A 15579-nucleotide genomic window follows, 5' to 3' on the forward strand; every position below is an offset into this window, starting at 1 on the left:
CTCATCGCTGATATTTCAAGGCAGAGGGGCATCCCATGGACCCAGCACCACAGACAGGGCCCGACGAAGTCGTCACCCTGGTCGTCAAACACCTGATCAAGGCCGGCCGCGAAGCCGACTACGAAGCCTGGCTCCGCCGCACCGTGCGCATCGCCGGCGAGCGTCCCGGCCACCTCGGTGTGGATGTGGTGCGCAGCAAACAGAACGGCCTGACGCTGTTCACCTGCGTATTGCGCTACCGCTCCACCGACGACCTGGAAACCTGGCTCAATTCCCCCGAGCGCAACACCCTGATCGCCGAAGCCACGCCGATGCTGGCCGACGGCGACAAGACCGAAATCGGTGCGCTCAACGAGTTCTGGTTCACGCCCCTGGCCGACAGCGCCGCCAAGCCGCCGCGCTGGAAGCAGGCGGTGGTGACCCTGTGCGTGATCCTGCCGCTGACCCTGCTGGTGCCGATCGTGTGGGCCCCGATCCTCGGCCTGCACCCGTTCCTCTCCAACTACGTGGTCGCGACCTTCCTGGTCACCGTGACCATCGTCCTGCTGGTGGTCTACCTGCTGATGCCGGCCGCCACCCGCCTGTTCGCTCCCTGGCTTGAAGCCTCTGTAAAGGAAACCCTATGAACGCCGATCTGATTCTGTTCAATGGCCAGTTCCACACCGTGGACCGGGAAAACCCGCGGGCAACCGCCGTTGCCATCCGCGAGGGGCGCTTCGTTGCCGTCGGCACCGATGGCGAGGCCATGGCCCTGCGTGGCAGCGGCACCCAGGTCATCGACCTCAAGGGCCGCACCGTGATCCCCGGTCTCAATGACTCGCACCTGCACCTGATCCGTGGCGGGCTGAACTACAACCTCGAGCTGCGCTGGGAAGGCGTGCCGTCCCTGGCCGATGCCCTGCGCATGCTCAAGGAGCAGGCCGACCGTACCCCGACGCCGCAATGGGTGCGGGTGGTCGGTGGCTGGAACGAATTCCAGTTCGCCGAAAAACGCATGCCGACCCTGGAAGAACTCAACCAGGCCGCACCGGACACCCCGGTGTTCGTGCTGCACCTGTATGACCGTGCCTTGCTCAACCGCGCCGCCTTGCGCGTGGCCGGCTACACCAAGGACACGCCGAACCCGCCGGGCGGCGAGATCGTGCGCGACAGCCACGGCAACCCCACCGGCATGCTGGTGGCGCGACCCAACGCGATGATCCTCTACTCGACCCTGGCCAAAGGCCCGAAACTGCCGCTGGAATACCAGGTCAACTCCACCCGCCAGTTCATGCGTGAACTCAATCGTCTCGGCCTGACCAGCGCCATCGATGCCGGCGGTGGTTTCCAGAACTACCCCGATGACTACGCGGTGATCGAGCAACTGGCCAAGGATGAGCAACTGACGGTACGCATCGCCTACAACCTGTTCACCCAGAAGCCCAAGGAAGAACTCAGCGACTTCAAGAACTGGACCGGCAGCGTCACCCTGCACCAGGGCGATGACTACCTGCGCCACAACGGCGCCGGTGAAATGCTGGTGTTCTCGGCGGCGGACTTCGAAGACTTCCTCGAACCCCGTCCCGACCTGCCGCTGACCATGGAGCAGGAGCTGGAACCGGTGGTGCGTCACCTGGTGGAGCAGCGCTGGCCGTTCCGCCTGCATGCCACCTATGACGAGTCCATCTCGCGCATGCTTGACGTGTTCGAGAAGGTCAACCGCGACATCCCGTTCAATGGCTTGCCGTGGTTCTTCGACCATGCCGAAACCATCACGCCGAAGAATATCGAGCGGGTCCGCGCCCTCGGTGGCGGTATCGCGATCCAGGACCGCATGGCGTTCCAGGGCGAATACTTTGTCGAGCGCTACGGTGCTAAGGCCGCCGAAGCCACGCCACCGATCAAGCGCATGCTGGCCGAAGGCGTGCCGGTGGGGGCGGGCACCGATGCCACGCGAGTCTCGAGCTACAACCCGTGGACTTCGCTGTACTGGATGGTCAGCGGCCGCACCGTCGGTGGCCTGGAGCTGCACGCCGAAGGCCTGCCGCGCCTGACCGCGCTGGAGCTGTTCACCCATGGCAGCGCCTGGTTCTCGTCCGAGCAGGGCAAGAAAGGCCAGATCAAGGTCGGCCAACTGGCGGACGTGGCGGCGCTGTCGGCGGACTTTTTCAGCGTCGATGAAGAAGCCATCAAGTGGATCGAATCGGTGCTCACCGTGGTTGGCGGCAAGGTGGTCTACGGCGCCGGCGACTTCGAAGACTTTGCACCGCCACGCGTACCGGTGCTGCCGGACTGGTCGCCGGTGGTCAAGGTGCCGGGGCACTGGCGCCCGAGTTCGCCTGTGCAGGCTCAAGTACACCAATGCAGCGGCCCGTGCGGCGTGCATTCCCACAGCCACGAAAAGGCGCGCCTTTCCAGCGTGCCGGTCAGCGACTTCCAGGGTTTCTGGGGGGCGTTTGGCTGCTCGTGCTTTGCGTTCTGATACCTAAACCCACAAAGGAGTTAACCCATGACTTACAAGCGCTTGAACAAAGATGACGCCGTGGTGCTGTTGGTGGATCACCAGACCGGCCTGATCTCCCTGGTGCAGGATTTCTCCCCCAACGAATTCAAGAACAACGTACTGGCCCTGGCCGATGTGGCGAAGTTCTTCAACCTGCCGACCATCCTGACCACCAGTTTTGAAGGCGGTCCCAACGGCCCACTGGTGCCGGAACTCAAGGCACTGTTCCCGGACGCGCCGTACATCGCCCGTCCTGGCCAGATCAACGCCTGGGACAACGAAGATTTCGTCAAGGCGGTCAAGGCCACCGGTCGCAAGCAGATCATCATTGCCGGCGTGGTGACGGACGTGTGTGTGGCGTTCCCGACCCTGTGCGCCCTCGACGAAGGCTTCGAGGTGTTCGTGGTCACCGACGCCTCCGGCACCTTCAACGAAACCGTGCAACAAGCCGCCTGGGCGCGTATGACCGCCGCCGGTGCGCAACTGGTCAACTGGTTCGCCGTGGCCTGCGAGCTGCAGGTGGACTGGCGCAACGACATGGAAGGCCTGGCCAACCTGCTGTCGCCGCGCATCCCCAACTACCGCAACCTGATGAACAGCTACTCGGCGTTTACGGCCAAGTAAGCTGTTTTCAAGGCTGTCGGTAATTCCCTGTGGGAGGGGGCTTGCTGTGGTGAACCACAGCAAGCCCCCTCCCACATTTGATTTGTGGTGTGGCGACCATCCAGTTATAAAACAGCCCATCGTCTACCGAGAAGCGACAATGAACCCCTTCGAAGACATGCGCCTGTTCTGCCAGGTCATGGAATCCGGCAGCTTCACCGCCGCCGCCGAACAATTGGGCCTGTCCAAGCAATTCGTCAGCCGCCGCCTGATCCAGCTGGAAGATCGCCTTGGCGTGCGCCTGCTCAACCGCTCCACGCGCCGCCTGGATGTCACGCCCCTGGGCCAGAGTTACTACGAGTCCGCCTTGCGCCTGCTCGGTGAGGTCGAGCAAGTGGAGCAGGGCATCGCCGGCCAGAACAGTGAACCGCGCGGCACCATTCGCCTGAGTGCGCCGTTGTCGTTCGCCATGGCGCACCTGGGTTGCCTGTTGCCGTTGTTCCTGCAGCGCCATCCCCAGGTGTCGGTGGAAGTTGACCTCAGCGACCGCCCGGTGGACCTCATCGGTGAGGGCTACGACCTGGTGCTGCGCATCGGCACCCTGGAAGATTCCACCCTCATCGCTCGGCGTATCGCCAGCATCGAGCGCGTGTATTGCGCCAGCCCCGAGTACCTGGCACTGCGCGGTACGCCGCTTAAACCCGAAGACCTCGCCGAACACGACTGCCTGCCCTACGGCCATGGCCGCCAGGTGCAATGGCGCTTCAAAGGCAAGCTGCAAGCACTGAATGTCACCGGCCGTATGCGCGTGAATAACGGCGAGTTGCTGCGCGATACCGCCGTCGCCGGCCTGGGCGTCACCTACCTGCCGACCTTCATCGTCGGCGACGCGTTGAAGGACGGCCGGCTGGTCACGCTCCTCGATGATTTTGCCCCCGAAGCCCTGACCCTGTCGGCGGTGTATCCCCAGCACCGGCAAAGCTCACGGCCGGTGCAGGCGCTGGTGGAGTTTCTGCGCGAACGCCTGGCTAGCGGCTGTTGAACAGCTGGCGGATCAGGTTCGGCGTGCTGCCGGTCCAGCGCTTGAATGAGCGCCGGAAGTTCGCCGCATCGTTGAAATTCAGGTACGCCGCCACTTCATCATTGCTGTAGCCCTTGACCTGGTACAGGTGCAACGCCACCTGCTTGCGCACCCGGTCCACCTGCTGTTGAAAACCTGTGTCGTGCTTGTGCAGCTTGCGCTTGAGGGTCGCCGGGCTCATGGCGAAGGCCTGGGCCGCCTGTTCCAGGCTGGGCGGCTGGCGCACCTGGTCGCGCAGGTACTCGTAGAGGCAGTCGAGAAAGCTGCCGGCAAAGCCCAGCTGCTCGATCTGCTCGCGGGCTTGGCGGCGCGCCACCTGGCCGGCCGTGGCCGAGGCGCCCGGCCAGGTGCGGGTGAGGTATTCGCGCGGGATCGTCATCATGTCCAGCGGGCGCTCGAAGCGCGTGTCCTCGCCCAGGTGCACCCAGTACTGTTCGATGTAGCGCGGTTCGGCATGGCTGAAACTGCACGCCCACGGCAGGCGCTCGCCGCTGAGCCATTGGCTCATGGCAACCAGCGAGGTCATGCTGGCTTCCAGCAGGAAACGCCAGTGCTCGCCGGCGCCGCAACTGTCCAGCCAGTACAGGTAGGCGTGGTGCTCATCCAGCTCCAGTTGCAGGCTGGCCAACGGGCTGAGCAGCACCTGTTGCTGGATCAGGATCTCCAGGGCCTGGTGCAGGTTCTGCGCATGGCCAAGGGCGTGGCTGGCGGCACCGTAATAGCCCGGTAGCAGGCGCTGGCCAAACAGGAAACTGCTGTCGTCGGCGTCCAGTAACTTGCGGCTGTTGCCGATCAAGCCGAAAAACTGCTGCGGGCTCAAGTGCGCGGTGCCGGCCAGGATGTCCTCGTGAAACAGCCCGGTGCCGCGCAGCAGGCGATGGCTGTCGATGTCCCGGGACAAGGCCAGGTCGATCAGCGTGGCGGGTTGGTAATGCCCTGGAATGAAGCGGCTGTCGGCTTCATACCAGCTGGTTTTGACGGCCATCTCAGGCACTTTTCGCAAGGGGTTGCTTGGCCCTGACCAAGGCCAGGTTCAGGCGCTTGAGCAAATCCTGGGGCGGTTCTTCAAGGGCCATGACCACGGCGGTGGTCGCCGCCAGTTGCAGGCGTTCGCCCTGTTGCCGGGTCTTGTGGGCCAGGCCGCGCACCGCTTGCTGCAACTCCAGCGCCAGCTCCTTGGCCTGGCGTTCGCCGGTGTTGGGCAGCAGCACCACAAAACGGTCGCCGGCCAGGCGGCACACCAGGTCCTGGCGGCGCAGGTTGAGCAGCAGCAAATGGCTGAGGGCCTGCAACACCGCGTCGCCTTCGGCATGCCCGTAGGCCTGGTTGATGGCGGCGAAGTTGTCCAGGTCCAGGGCCAGCAGCGACAGCGGTTGTTGCTGCTCGCGGCTGTCCTGCAGGCTGTCGGCCAGCTGGCGCTTGAGGTAGTCGGCGCCGGCCAGCGGCGTGAGTTTGTCGAACAGTCGATGTTCACGGAACAAGCGCTCGCGCTTTTCCATCTGTGCGCTGATCGCCAGTTGTTCGCGGTGCCAGTGGTAGATGCCGATGGTCAGCAGGATCATGCCCACCGGCATCGGCCCGGACTCGAGCCAATGGTCCCAGGTGATGCTGTCGGGCAGGCGGATAAATTCGTCGAGGCTGTCGATCCACCAGGAGAAAAAGATGCACGACAGGCCCAGCGCCAGGTAATTGGTGACGCGCCCGGCGGGGCGGCTCTTGAGCACCAGGCCCAGCCATACCAGGGCGAGCAGGGCGGAACCGCCTTCGCCGAAGATATCCAGCCACACCCATTCGCTGACGCTTTTCAACTCGCCGCAGGCCAGGTGCAGGATCAGCCCGAGGTTGGCCGCGATCAGCAGCAACGAGAGTTTCCAGCGGTGGGGCTTGAGCACGGAAAACATGGCCGCAGGTCCTTGGGCAAATGAGTGGTGGGCGCCAGCACAGCAGATGGATGTGACCGTTGGATGACGGTGGAGGAGGGTCGAATCAGCTCAGCTCAAACACACGGGCGATCAAAAAATGTGGGAGGAGCTTGCTGTGGTGAGCAGGCTTGATGTGGTGAGCAGGCTAGCTGTGGTGAGCAGGCTTGCTGTGGTGAGCGGGCTTGCCCCGCGCTGGTCTGCGAAGCTGGCCCCCCGTATCCTCAGTGAACCCGTCGGGGGACAAGCCCCTTCACCACAGCAAGCCCCCTCCCACATTCGATCTACTGAGGTCATTTCAGCTCATTTCAAACCGGAAATCGGCTAAACCCCCCGGTTTATGGGCCTGCCACAGACCTACTGTCACAGAACCGTCATCCCCCACCCCTAGCGTGCCCTCCCAGTTGCCGGGCCCCTTGCCTGGCGCCAACGGATTCTTGGGGAGGATTGCATGTACAAGCGCACCGGGCTCGTCAGCTTTACGCTTACCGCCTTGGCCCTGGCGATGGCCAGTGAACGGTTGAGCGCCGCCGAAGCGAGCGCCACCGAGCACGTCGAGGTGGTCGGCCAGGCGGCCGCCATCGACCAGGCGCTCAAGGAGCAACGCAGCGCCGACAGCATCAAGAGCGTGGTGCATGCCGACGGCGTGGCCCAGTTGCCGGATCAGAACGTCGCCGAAGCGGCGCAGCGCCTGCCGGGCATCAGTGTGGAGCGCGACCAGGGCGAAGGGCGTTTTGTCAGCGTGCGCGGCCTGGGCCCGGACCTCAACAGCGTCACCATCAACGGCACCCTGGTGCCCGCCCCGGAAAGCGCGCGCCGCGCCGTGGCCCTCGATGTGCTGCCCTCGGAACTGGTGCAGTCGCTGTCGGTGATCAAGACCCTCACCCCGGACATGGACGCCAACTCCCTCGGTGGCACCGTCGATGTGCAAAGCCTCTCGGCCTTCGACCATAAAGGTTTGTTCTACACCGGCAGCAGCGAAGCCAGCTACGACAAGAACACCCGCCAGACCAGCCCGAAATTCTCCGGCGCCGCCAGTAACCGTTTCAGCCTCGGCGACGGCATTGACAACTTCGGCGTCGCCGCAGCGCTGAGTTGGCAGAAACGCGACTTCGGTTCGGACAACGTCGAAACCGGCGGCGCCTGGGACTTCACCGACGGCGCCCGGCTCAACGAGTTCGAACAGCGCGACTACGACATCAGCCGCGAGCGTGCCGGCGGTGGCCTGAACTTCGACTACAAGCCCGACGACCTCAGCAGCTACTACCTGCGCACCCTCTACAGCCGCTACACCGACACCGAAACCCGCAACTCCACCAGCATCGAGTTTGCCGACCCCCAGGCCCCGGGCCAACTGGGCGATGCCGAGGGCAAGCGCAAGCTGAAAAACCGTGAGGAAACCCAGGAAATCCAATCCTATGTATTCGGCGGCGAACGCATGCTCGGCCTGTGGACCTTAAGCGGCCAGGCCGGCTACAGCCAATCCAGCGAAGACAGCCCGGCGCATATCGCCGGCGCCACCTTCGACGGCGGCGACTTTGCCAACAGCGGTTTCTACGACAAGGACAAACCCCGCCCGATCATCGGCAGCGGCTTCTACGACGCCAGCAACTTCAGCCTCGACAAGGTCGACTGGGAGAAACAGAACACCCAGGACACCGAGAAAAACCTGCGCCTGGACCTGGCCCGCGACTATGACCTGGGTGGCTATGCGTCCCAGGTCAAGTTCGGTGGCAAGGTCAGTCGCCGCAACAAGGACAACGACCTGGAGGCCTGGGTCTACGAAGACTTCGACACCCTCGGCTTCAGCGCCGACCAACTCAACCTCACCCGGTTCCAGAAGGGCAGCGTCGACTATCGCCTGGGCAACTACGGCCCCGGCATCAGCCCCAGCGCCATCAAGCAACTGATCGGCAGCCTCAACCCGGCGGATTTCTATGACGAGACCGAATCGCGGGTCAACGACTTCACCATCCGCGAGGACATCAACGCCGGCTACCTGATGAACACCCTCGACGTTGACGACTGGCGCTTTATCGCCGGGCTGCGCTACGAAGGCACCGAGTTCGAAGCCAAGGGCACCGGTGCCACCGATGGCGTGTTCACGCCCACCGAGACCAAGCGCCGCTACCACCATTGGCTGCCGGGCCTGCATGCGCGCTACAAGATCGACAAGAACACCCAGGTGCGCGCGGCCTGGACCAAGTCGGTGGTGCGCCCGACGTTCGGCCAGCTGGCGCCGGGTTTCGTGATCGACGATGACGAAGCCACCTTCGGCAACCCGGACCTCAAGCCCCTGGAATCGAGCAACCTTGACCTGGGTATCGAGCACTTCATGGGCCGCGCCGGGACCGTGTCGGCATTCGTGTTCTACAAGGACATCAAGAATTTCGTCTACAACACCGACCTTGCCGGTACCGGCGCCTGGACCAATTTTTCCGAGGCCCACACCTACGCCAACGGCGACAGCGCCAAGCTCTACGGCCTGGAACTGGCCTACTCACAGAAGTTCGACTGGCTGCCCGCACCGTGGAACGGTTTGCTGATCGGCGCCAACAGCACCTTCAGCCGCTCCAGCGCCGATATCGAAGGCTTCGACGCCGCCAGCGGCACGAATCGCAAGCGCAACATCAGCCTGCCCAACCAGTCGGACACCGTCGGCAACCTGATGCTCGGCTGGGAGGACGACAAGCTCAGCCTGCGCCTGTCGGCCAACTACAAGTCGGCCTACCTGTATGAACTGGCCTCGATCAACGACAAGGCCCACGACCTGCACGTCGACGCGCAGACCTTCGTCGACTTCAGCGCGCGTTACTCGCTGACCAAGAACCTGCAAGTCAGCTTCGAAGCCCAGAACCTCACCGATGAGTCGTACTTCGTCTACACCGGCCACCGCAGCTACAACGGCCAATACGAAGAGTACGGCCCCACCTACAAAGTGGGCCTGACCTTCACCCATTTTTGAATTCAACACATTTGATCTCCATTGTTTTTGAAGGATTTGCTTGTCCATGAGAATTTCCAAGCTGTACCTGCTGATTGCCCTGGTCACCAGCGGCCATGCGTTCGCCGCCGACCTGGCGCTGACCCCGTGGGCACCCAGCCTGAAGGCCGAAGCCGTGGGCTTCCTGCCCAACACCACCGAGCGCCTGGCCGCCAGCACCCGCGACGGCCTGCAACTGCTCGACAGCCAGGGCGCCGAGCTGGCGCGTTTCAAGGGTAACTTCAGCGGTCTCGACACCCGCGCCGCAGGGGCCCAGGTGCTGGTCGCCAGCCTCGACAACGAGCGCCAGCAGGCGTTGCTGATCAGCCTGGACAGCGCCAGCAAAAACTGGGGCAAACCGCTGTACCTGCCGACCCGCGACTACCCGGTAAATGGCCTGTGCCTGTACCGCGACGCCGCGGCCAACCTGTTTGTGTTCCTGGTGGGCGAAGAGGGCAAGGGCGAGCAATGGCTGGTGGGCAACGGTGCGACGCTGCTCACCGCCCCCCAGCGTGTACGGGGTCTGCCGCTGCCGCCGTCGGCGCAGTTCTGCCAGGTGGACGATGCCACCCAGCAGTTGCTGGTGAATGAAGAGAATGTAGGCTGGTGGGCCTACCCGGCGCACCCGGAAGCCGAGGTGAAACGCACGCCGGTGGCGCTGTTCGACACTCCCAGGCGCGAAGCCGGGGCCATGGCGCTGGTACCCGGTGGCCTGGTTGCGCTGGACCCGAAGACCGCCCGGTTACACCTGTTCCAGCACACCGGCGAGCGCTGGGTGGAGCAATCGAGCCTGGGCCTGCCGGGTCTGAAAGAGCCGGAGCAATTGGCGCTCAATGGCCGCCAGTTGCTGGTGCGCGATGATGACAGCGGCACGCTCTACCAGGCCAGGCTCGACTGGCAGGCCACGCCCGTCGCGGCGGCTGCGGTGCTGCCGGAAGTCGCGGCCTTGCGCCAGAGCGACCCGGTCGGCCGCCAGGGCGACGCGGCGGATGACCCGGCGATCTGGATTCACCCGCAAACCCCGGCCAACAGCCGTGTGCTTGGCACCAACAAGAAACAGGGCCTGCTCGCCTACGACCTCGACGGCAAACTGTTGCAGGAACTGGCGGTGGGCCGCCTGAATAACGTCGATGTACGCCCCAACTTCAAGCTTGGCGCGCAAACGGTGGACCTGGCGGTGGCGAGCAATCGCGATCACAACAGCCTGAGCCTGTTCAGCATCGACCGCCAGAGCGGCGAGCTGCGTGAGGCCGGTGAAGTGCCCACGCCGCTCAAGGAAATCTATGGCATCTGCCTGTTCCAGCCCGCCAGCGGCGAGATCTACGCGATTGCCAACGGCAAGGACGGCACCTTCCTGCAATACCGCCTCAGTGCGCCGGACGGCCGTGTGCACGGCGAGCTGGTGCGCCAGTTCAAGGTCGACAGCCAACCCGAAGGCTGTGTCGCCGACGACCAGCGCCAGCGCCTGTTTATCGGTGAGGAAGACGTCGGCGTGTGGGCGGTGGATGCGCGCGCCGATCAACCGGCGACGTTGACCAGCGTGATCAAGGTCGGCGCGCAATTGCATGCGGATGTCGAGGGCCTGGCGCTGTACCAAAGCGATAAACATGACTACCTGGTGATCTCCAGCCAAGGCAATGACAGCTACCTGGTGGTGGATGCCGAACCGCCGTTTGCCGTGCACGGCGGCTTCCGCGTCGGCTTGAACGCCGCCGCCGGTATCGACGGTGCGTCGGAAACCGATGGCCTGGAAGTCACCGCCATCAACCTCGGCGGGCCATGGAGCCAAGGCATGCTGGTGGTGCAGGACGGGCGCAAGCGCATGCCCGAGCAGACCCAGAACTTCAAGTTCGTGCCCTGGGCCGAGGTCACCCGCGCATTGAAATTGCCGTGAACCGTCATCAACCGGTCATCACTTTTTAATCGAATGGGAGATTCACTATGCACGCGACGATGGAACATATGACGATCTGGGGTTTGATCAGCGACGCCAGCCTGTTGGTCAAGGCTGTCATGCTCACCTTGCTGTTGGCGTCCTTGCTCAGCTGGTACCTGATTATCCAGCGCGGCAGTGTGCTGCGCCGCCTGGAGCGGCAGTTGAATACGTTTGTGCAGCGCTTTCGCGCCGCGCCGGATCTGCAGGCACTGTGCCGTGAGGTCCAGCAGGCGGGCGAGGGCGGCATTGCGCCGATCTTTATCGCCGGGGTCCAGGAATACCAGCACCTGCACAGCCATGACCCGGCGGTGCTCGAAGGCGTGGAGCGGGCCTTGCAGGTGGCGATCACCGAGCAGGAAATCGAACTGGAAAAGGGCCTTCAATTTCTCGCGACCGTGGGTTCGGTCAGCCCGTACATCGGCCTGTTCGGCACGGTGTGGGGCATCATGAATTCCTTTATCGGCTTGTCCCAGGTGCAACAGGCGACGTTGTCCACCGTAGCGCCGGGCATTGCCGAAGCCTTGATCGCCACGGCCATCGGCCTGTTTGCGGCGATCCCGGCGGTGATCGCCTATAACCGCTTCGCGGCGCGCGGCCAGACCCTGCTCACCCGTTACTACGCGTTTGGCAATGAGCTGCAGGTACGCCTGCACCGCACCCTGCGCGGTACGTCGATCAACCTGGCCGTCGCCGCCTGAAAGGAGCAACTCCCATGTTAGTCAGGCCGCAACGCAAGCACGGGCCCAAGGCCGAGATGAACGTGGTGCCGTATATCGACGTGATGCTGGTGCTGCTGGTGATCTTCATGGTCACCGCACCGATGCTGACCCAGGGCGTGAAGATCGACCTGCCCAAAGTCGCCGCCGAGGCGTTGGCCACCGACACCCGCCAGCAGATCCTCACGCTGTCGGTAAAGGCCGACGGCGGCTACTACTGGAACCTCGGCGGCGAACTCGATACCCAGCACCAGACCGACAGCGCCGTGAGCCTGGATGAAATGGGCGCCAAGGTCATGCAGGTGGTGGCGGCGCGCAGCGACACCCAGGTCTATATCCGCGCCGACGACAACGCCGGTTACGGCCGTGTGGTCGCGGCCATGGCGGTGTTACAGAAGGGTGGAGTCAGTAACCTGGGGCTGGTGACCGAGGCCCCGCAATGACGGCGATGATCATGCACAGTCCCACCCTGACGATGGCGCCCCGGGATGCTTCCGGGTTTTGGAGAAACAGCCTCGCCGCCAGCCTGGCGGTGGCCCTGCACGTCGGCGTGCTGGCCGCGTTGATGCTGGGCTGGTCGACGGAGAAGCCCGTGGTGGATGCCCCTCGGGTGATGCACACGCAGTTGGTCATGCTGCCACCGGCGCCAGCACCCGAGCCTGAACCGGTGGTGGCTGCCCCCGCACCGCCGGAACCGGTGGTGATACCGGTGCCGGTGCCGGCAAAGCCCGTGGTCGACCCGCAGGTCCAGGCGCAGAAACTCGAGAAAGCCGCCCTGGCGCGTAAACGCGTCGAAGACAAGAAAATCGAGCAGCAGGAACGCCTGGCCAGCGAACAACGCAACCGCGAGCTGGAACAACAACGCCTCGATCAGCAACGCCTGGCCGCTGAAAAAGCCCGGGCAGCCACCCCCGGGCCAGCCCCGGCGCCGGCCTTCGACAGCCGCCAATACCAACCCCTGAGCAAGGAGGCACCGGACTATCCCGAGCGCGCCCTGGACAAGAACATCGAGGGCGACTGCACCTTGGAGTACAGCGTCAACACCCAAGGCCGCGTGGAAAACCCCAAGGTGCTGGACGGCTGCCACCCGTTGTTTATCCGGCCTTCACTGGCGGCGGCGAACACTTTCCGCTACCAGCCGAGGATCGTTGATGGCAAGGCCGTGGCCGTACCGGCGGTGCGCAATACCTTCCACTACCGCATCAAGTAACGCACTCAGAGGTCATAGCGCACCGACAGCAACAGCGTGCGCGGATCGTTGACCGAGTAATAACGGGCGCCGCTGGACGGCACATAGCCCACCGATTGCGGGTAAGCGCGGTCCAGCAGGTTTTTCACCGCCAGGGTGGTGGTCCAGTGGCCGTCGCCGCTGATGTAGCGAGTGTTGGCGTTCCAGAAGGTTTGCTGCGGCACTTCCTGGATGTCGTCGTTCAGCGCGTTGGCGTAGGACTTGGTCTGGAACTGCGCATCCGTGCCCGCCAGCCAGGTGCCCGGCAGGCCTGCGGGAATGGTGTAGTTCAGGCCGACACTGGCGTTCCAGCGCGGCGAGAACACCAGTTGCTTGCCATTGGCATCGACCCCGGCACCGCTGGCGTTCTGGAAGTCGTCGTACTGGCTCTCCAGGTAGCCGAGGTTGGCGCTCAGTTGCAGGTCGCGGCTCAGGGCGGTGAGGGTTTCCAGCTCGACGCCGTAGGTGTGGGCCTGGCCGACGTTGGTGCGCAGGCTCACCCCCAGCGCCGGGTCGTAGGCGTTGGTCTGCAGGTCTTTGTAGTCGTTGTAGAACAGCGCGACGTTGGCCCGCAGGCGCTGGTCGAAGAAGTCGCCCTTGAAGCCGGTTTCCCAGGTGGTCACGTCTTCCGGCGAAAACGCCTGCTCGGCGGCGGCGCGGGTCGGCGCACGGTTGTCGTATCCGCCGGCCTTGAAGCCCTTGGCGACGTAGGCGTACTGGTTGAGGTGCGGCGTCCAGGCATATTCGAAGCCGATTTTCGGGCTGGTGGACTGCCAGGATTTGCTCGACTCGGCCGCGAAGTTGGTGCCGGTAATCTGCCGGTCGGTATTGATCGCGTAATTGGTGAACTCGAAGTTCTTGTGTTCGCGGGTAAAGCGCAGGCCGGCGATCAGCGACAGCTGCGGGGTGATCTTGTAGGTGCCCTGGCCATACAGCGCGTAGCTTTCGGTGTTGGTGGTGCTGTACTGGCCCTGGCCGATCACCCGGTTGCGTGCGATGGAGTAGGTGAGGTTGTCGCGGTCGGCATCGAAGCGTTCGCGGTACAGGTACAGGCCGGTGCTGAAGCTGAAATCGTCATAGTCGCCGTTGAGCTGGAATTCCTGAGTGGCGTAGTTCTGCTTGTAGAGGATCAGGTTGTTCTGGATCAGCGCGGCCTGCCCCGAGTTGTCGTAGTCCACCGGCTGGTTGAAGGACGACCAGGCAGTGACCGATTTGACATTCAAGTGATCGTTGATCGCATAGATCGCGCGCAACACCGAGCTGCCCTGGTCAAGGCGGTTTTTCGGGTCGAGGCTGCTGTAGCTCTTGAACTTGTCGAAACGGCCGTTGGCGTCGAACGGCGAGTAGCTGGTGGTGTCGCCACGGTCAAAGGTGCCGGCCAGGGTCAACTGCACATCCCAAGGTGAATCCTCCGGCTTGTAGCGCAGCTTGCCGCGATAAGACTGGATATCGACGTTGTTCACATCCTTGCCCCGGGTCGGGTTGGACACCGTGCCGTCGCGGCTCAGGCGGATCGCCGAAAAGCTGCCGAACAACGCGTTGTCCACCAGCGGGCCGCTGATCAGGAAACGGCCGTTCTGCGCATTGTAGTTGCCGGCACCGAGCTCGACGAAACCACGGGTTTCCTGGTTGGGGTCGCGGGTGATCACGCGGATCGCCCCGGCGCTGCTGTTGCGCCCGTACAGGGTGCCCTGGGGGCCGCGCAGCACTTCGACGCGCTCGACGTCATTGAAGTCGAGCATCGAGGAAATCGCCCGGGGGATGTACAAGTCGTCGGCGTACACCCCCACGGCGGCTTCCTGGATCGGGTCGGTTTCACCGATGCCGCGAATGCCATAGGTCTGGGCGCTGTAGGAGATCGACTGGCGGCTGAGGGTCAGGTTCGGCACCTGGCCCGACAGATCGCGCACGCTGCGGATCTGCTTGTCGTCGAGGCTCTTCTCGTCGAAGGCGGAAATCGCCAGCGGGGTTTTCTGCAAGTCTTCACTGCGGTGCTCGGCGGTGACATTGACCACCGGCAGCGCGGCGTCATCGGCATGGGCGTACGCGCCGAACAGGGCGAGGGAGACAGCAAGGGTGAGGCGATTGGGCGCGGCGATGTGGCTCATGGTAGGTCCCTGAGAAAGTGGTGGTTCAGGCAAGGCCTCCACCTGGTCAGGGGTCGGTGCTGGACATAACAATATGGATAGGAAAGGCGTTCGTAAAAGTCTGTTTTGTTATATGCTCATTATTAAAGATATGCAGTTAATTTTTATTTATGATGCGTATATCTGATGATATTTCTCGCCTGGCCGCATAACCAGATGTGGGGCTTGCCCCCGTGGCGGCCTTCGGGCCGACCATGTCGTTGGCTTTGACCGAGTACATATCCGTTGCTGCGGTAACGGCTGCCTATGGTTCCGCTCTTACAGCGGCTCACTTTTGGAGGGACCCAAAAGTAAGCAAAAGGTCCTCGCCCCAACACTCGGCACCTCGCCTAGGCTCGGTGTGCCCGAACGAAGGCTTTGGAGCGTGGGCCGCCGCGATGGGCCATCCTTGGCCCAGCGCGGCTAACCCGGCGTCCTGCCGGGTTACCCACGCTCCAAAGCCTGCGTTCGGCCAGCGTGTTTGACGGGGCGATTTGAGATCAAA

At 63.6% G+C, this 15579-nt stretch carries 12 protein-coding genes; 9 read left to right on the plus strand and 3 right to left on the minus strand.

Translation table 11 applies throughout. The annotated features are described in order from the left end of the window. The first annotated feature begins 35 nt into the window (after positions 1–35). The 4 genes from B9N88_RS27330 (at position 36) to B9N88_RS27345 (ending at position 4127) form a co-directional block, all read left to right on the plus strand. Positions 36–626: an antibiotic biosynthesis monooxygenase gene (locus B9N88_RS27330; protein WP_027607151.1), complete on the plus strand. Its 591-nt coding sequence runs from the start codon at positions 36–38 to the stop codon at positions 624–626. After that, positions 623–2461 (plus strand): amidohydrolase, encoded by a 1839-nt coding sequence (locus B9N88_RS27335; RefSeq protein WP_027607150.1) that lies wholly within the window; start codon positions 623–625, stop codon positions 2459–2461. The genes B9N88_RS27330 and B9N88_RS27335 overlap by 4 nt, the downstream gene beginning before the upstream one ends. Positions 2462–2488: 27 nt before the next feature. Continuing rightward, positions 2489–3106, plus strand: a complete 618-nt coding sequence (gene ycaC / locus B9N88_RS27340; RefSeq protein ID WP_027607149.1) for an isochorismate family cysteine hydrolase YcaC — start codon at positions 2489–2491, stop codon at positions 3104–3106. A 139-nt stretch (positions 3107–3245) separates the two neighbouring features. Continuing rightward, on the plus strand, positions 3246–4127 hold the full coding sequence (locus B9N88_RS27345) for a LysR family transcriptional regulator (protein WP_027607148.1): 882 nt from the start codon (positions 3246–3248) through the stop codon (positions 4125–4127). Here B9N88_RS27345 and B9N88_RS27350 read toward each other — a convergent pair. Together B9N88_RS27350 and B9N88_RS27355 are read right to left on the minus strand one after the other, a co-directional pair. Beyond that, on the minus strand, positions 4114–5151 hold the full coding sequence (locus B9N88_RS27350; RefSeq protein WP_027607147.1) for an AraC family transcriptional regulator: 1038 nt from the start codon (positions 5149–5151) through the stop codon (positions 4114–4116). The two genes, B9N88_RS27345 and B9N88_RS27350, sit on opposite strands and share 14 nt — an antisense overlap. A gap of 1 nt (position 5152) precedes the next feature. Then, complete coding sequence (locus tag B9N88_RS27355; protein ID WP_027607146.1) at positions 5153–6067, minus strand: GGDEF domain-containing protein; 915 nt, start codon at positions 6065–6067, stop codon at positions 5153–5155. 469 nt (positions 6068–6536) lie between these two features. On the opposite strand from B9N88_RS27355, the gene B9N88_RS27360 reads away from it, so the two are divergent. From B9N88_RS27360 to B9N88_RS27380, 5 genes are read left to right on the plus strand one after another with little or no spacing between them, the layout of a single operon-like run. Beyond that, the gene (locus B9N88_RS27360) at positions 6537–9050 is read left to right on the plus strand and encodes a TonB-dependent receptor (RefSeq protein ID WP_027607145.1); all 2514 of its coding nucleotides are present in this window, start codon (positions 6537–6539) and stop codon (positions 9048–9050) included. 46 nt (positions 9051–9096) lie between these two features. Beyond that, entirely contained in the window at positions 9097–10962 is a 1866-nt protein-coding gene (locus B9N88_RS27365; protein ID WP_027607144.1) for a phytase, read from the plus strand. Positions 10963–11009: 47 nt separating this feature from the next. Beyond that, positions 11010–11702 carry a protein TolQ gene (gene tolQ, locus B9N88_RS27370; protein ID WP_027607143.1) on the plus strand — a complete coding sequence of 231 codons (693 nt, stop codon included), beginning with the start codon at positions 11010–11012 and terminating at the stop codon, positions 11700–11702. Between the two features lie 14 nt (positions 11703–11716). Beyond that, complete coding sequence (tolR, locus tag B9N88_RS27375) at positions 11717–12163, plus strand: protein TolR (RefSeq protein ID WP_027607142.1); 447 nt, start codon at positions 11717–11719, stop codon at positions 12161–12163. Continuing rightward, positions 12160–12930 carry an energy transducer TonB gene (locus B9N88_RS27380; protein ID WP_027607141.1) on the plus strand — a complete coding sequence of 257 codons (771 nt, stop codon included), beginning with the start codon at positions 12160–12162 and terminating at the stop codon, positions 12928–12930. Before tolR ends, B9N88_RS27380 begins: the two co-directional genes overlap by 4 nt. 5 nt (positions 12931–12935) lie before the next feature. Here the strand turns inward: B9N88_RS27380 and B9N88_RS27385 are convergent, their stop codons facing one another. Next, a complete protein-coding gene (locus B9N88_RS27385; protein WP_027607140.1) occupies positions 12936–15056 on the minus strand; it encodes a TonB-dependent receptor in 2121 nt (706 codons plus the stop codon). Positions 15057–15579: the final 523 nt, after the last annotated feature.

Source organism: Pseudomonas sp. LAMO17WK12:I1, assembly GCF_900177315.1.
Taxonomy (GTDB): Bacteria; Pseudomonadota; Gammaproteobacteria; order Pseudomonadales; family Pseudomonadaceae; genus Aquipseudomonas; species Aquipseudomonas marginalis.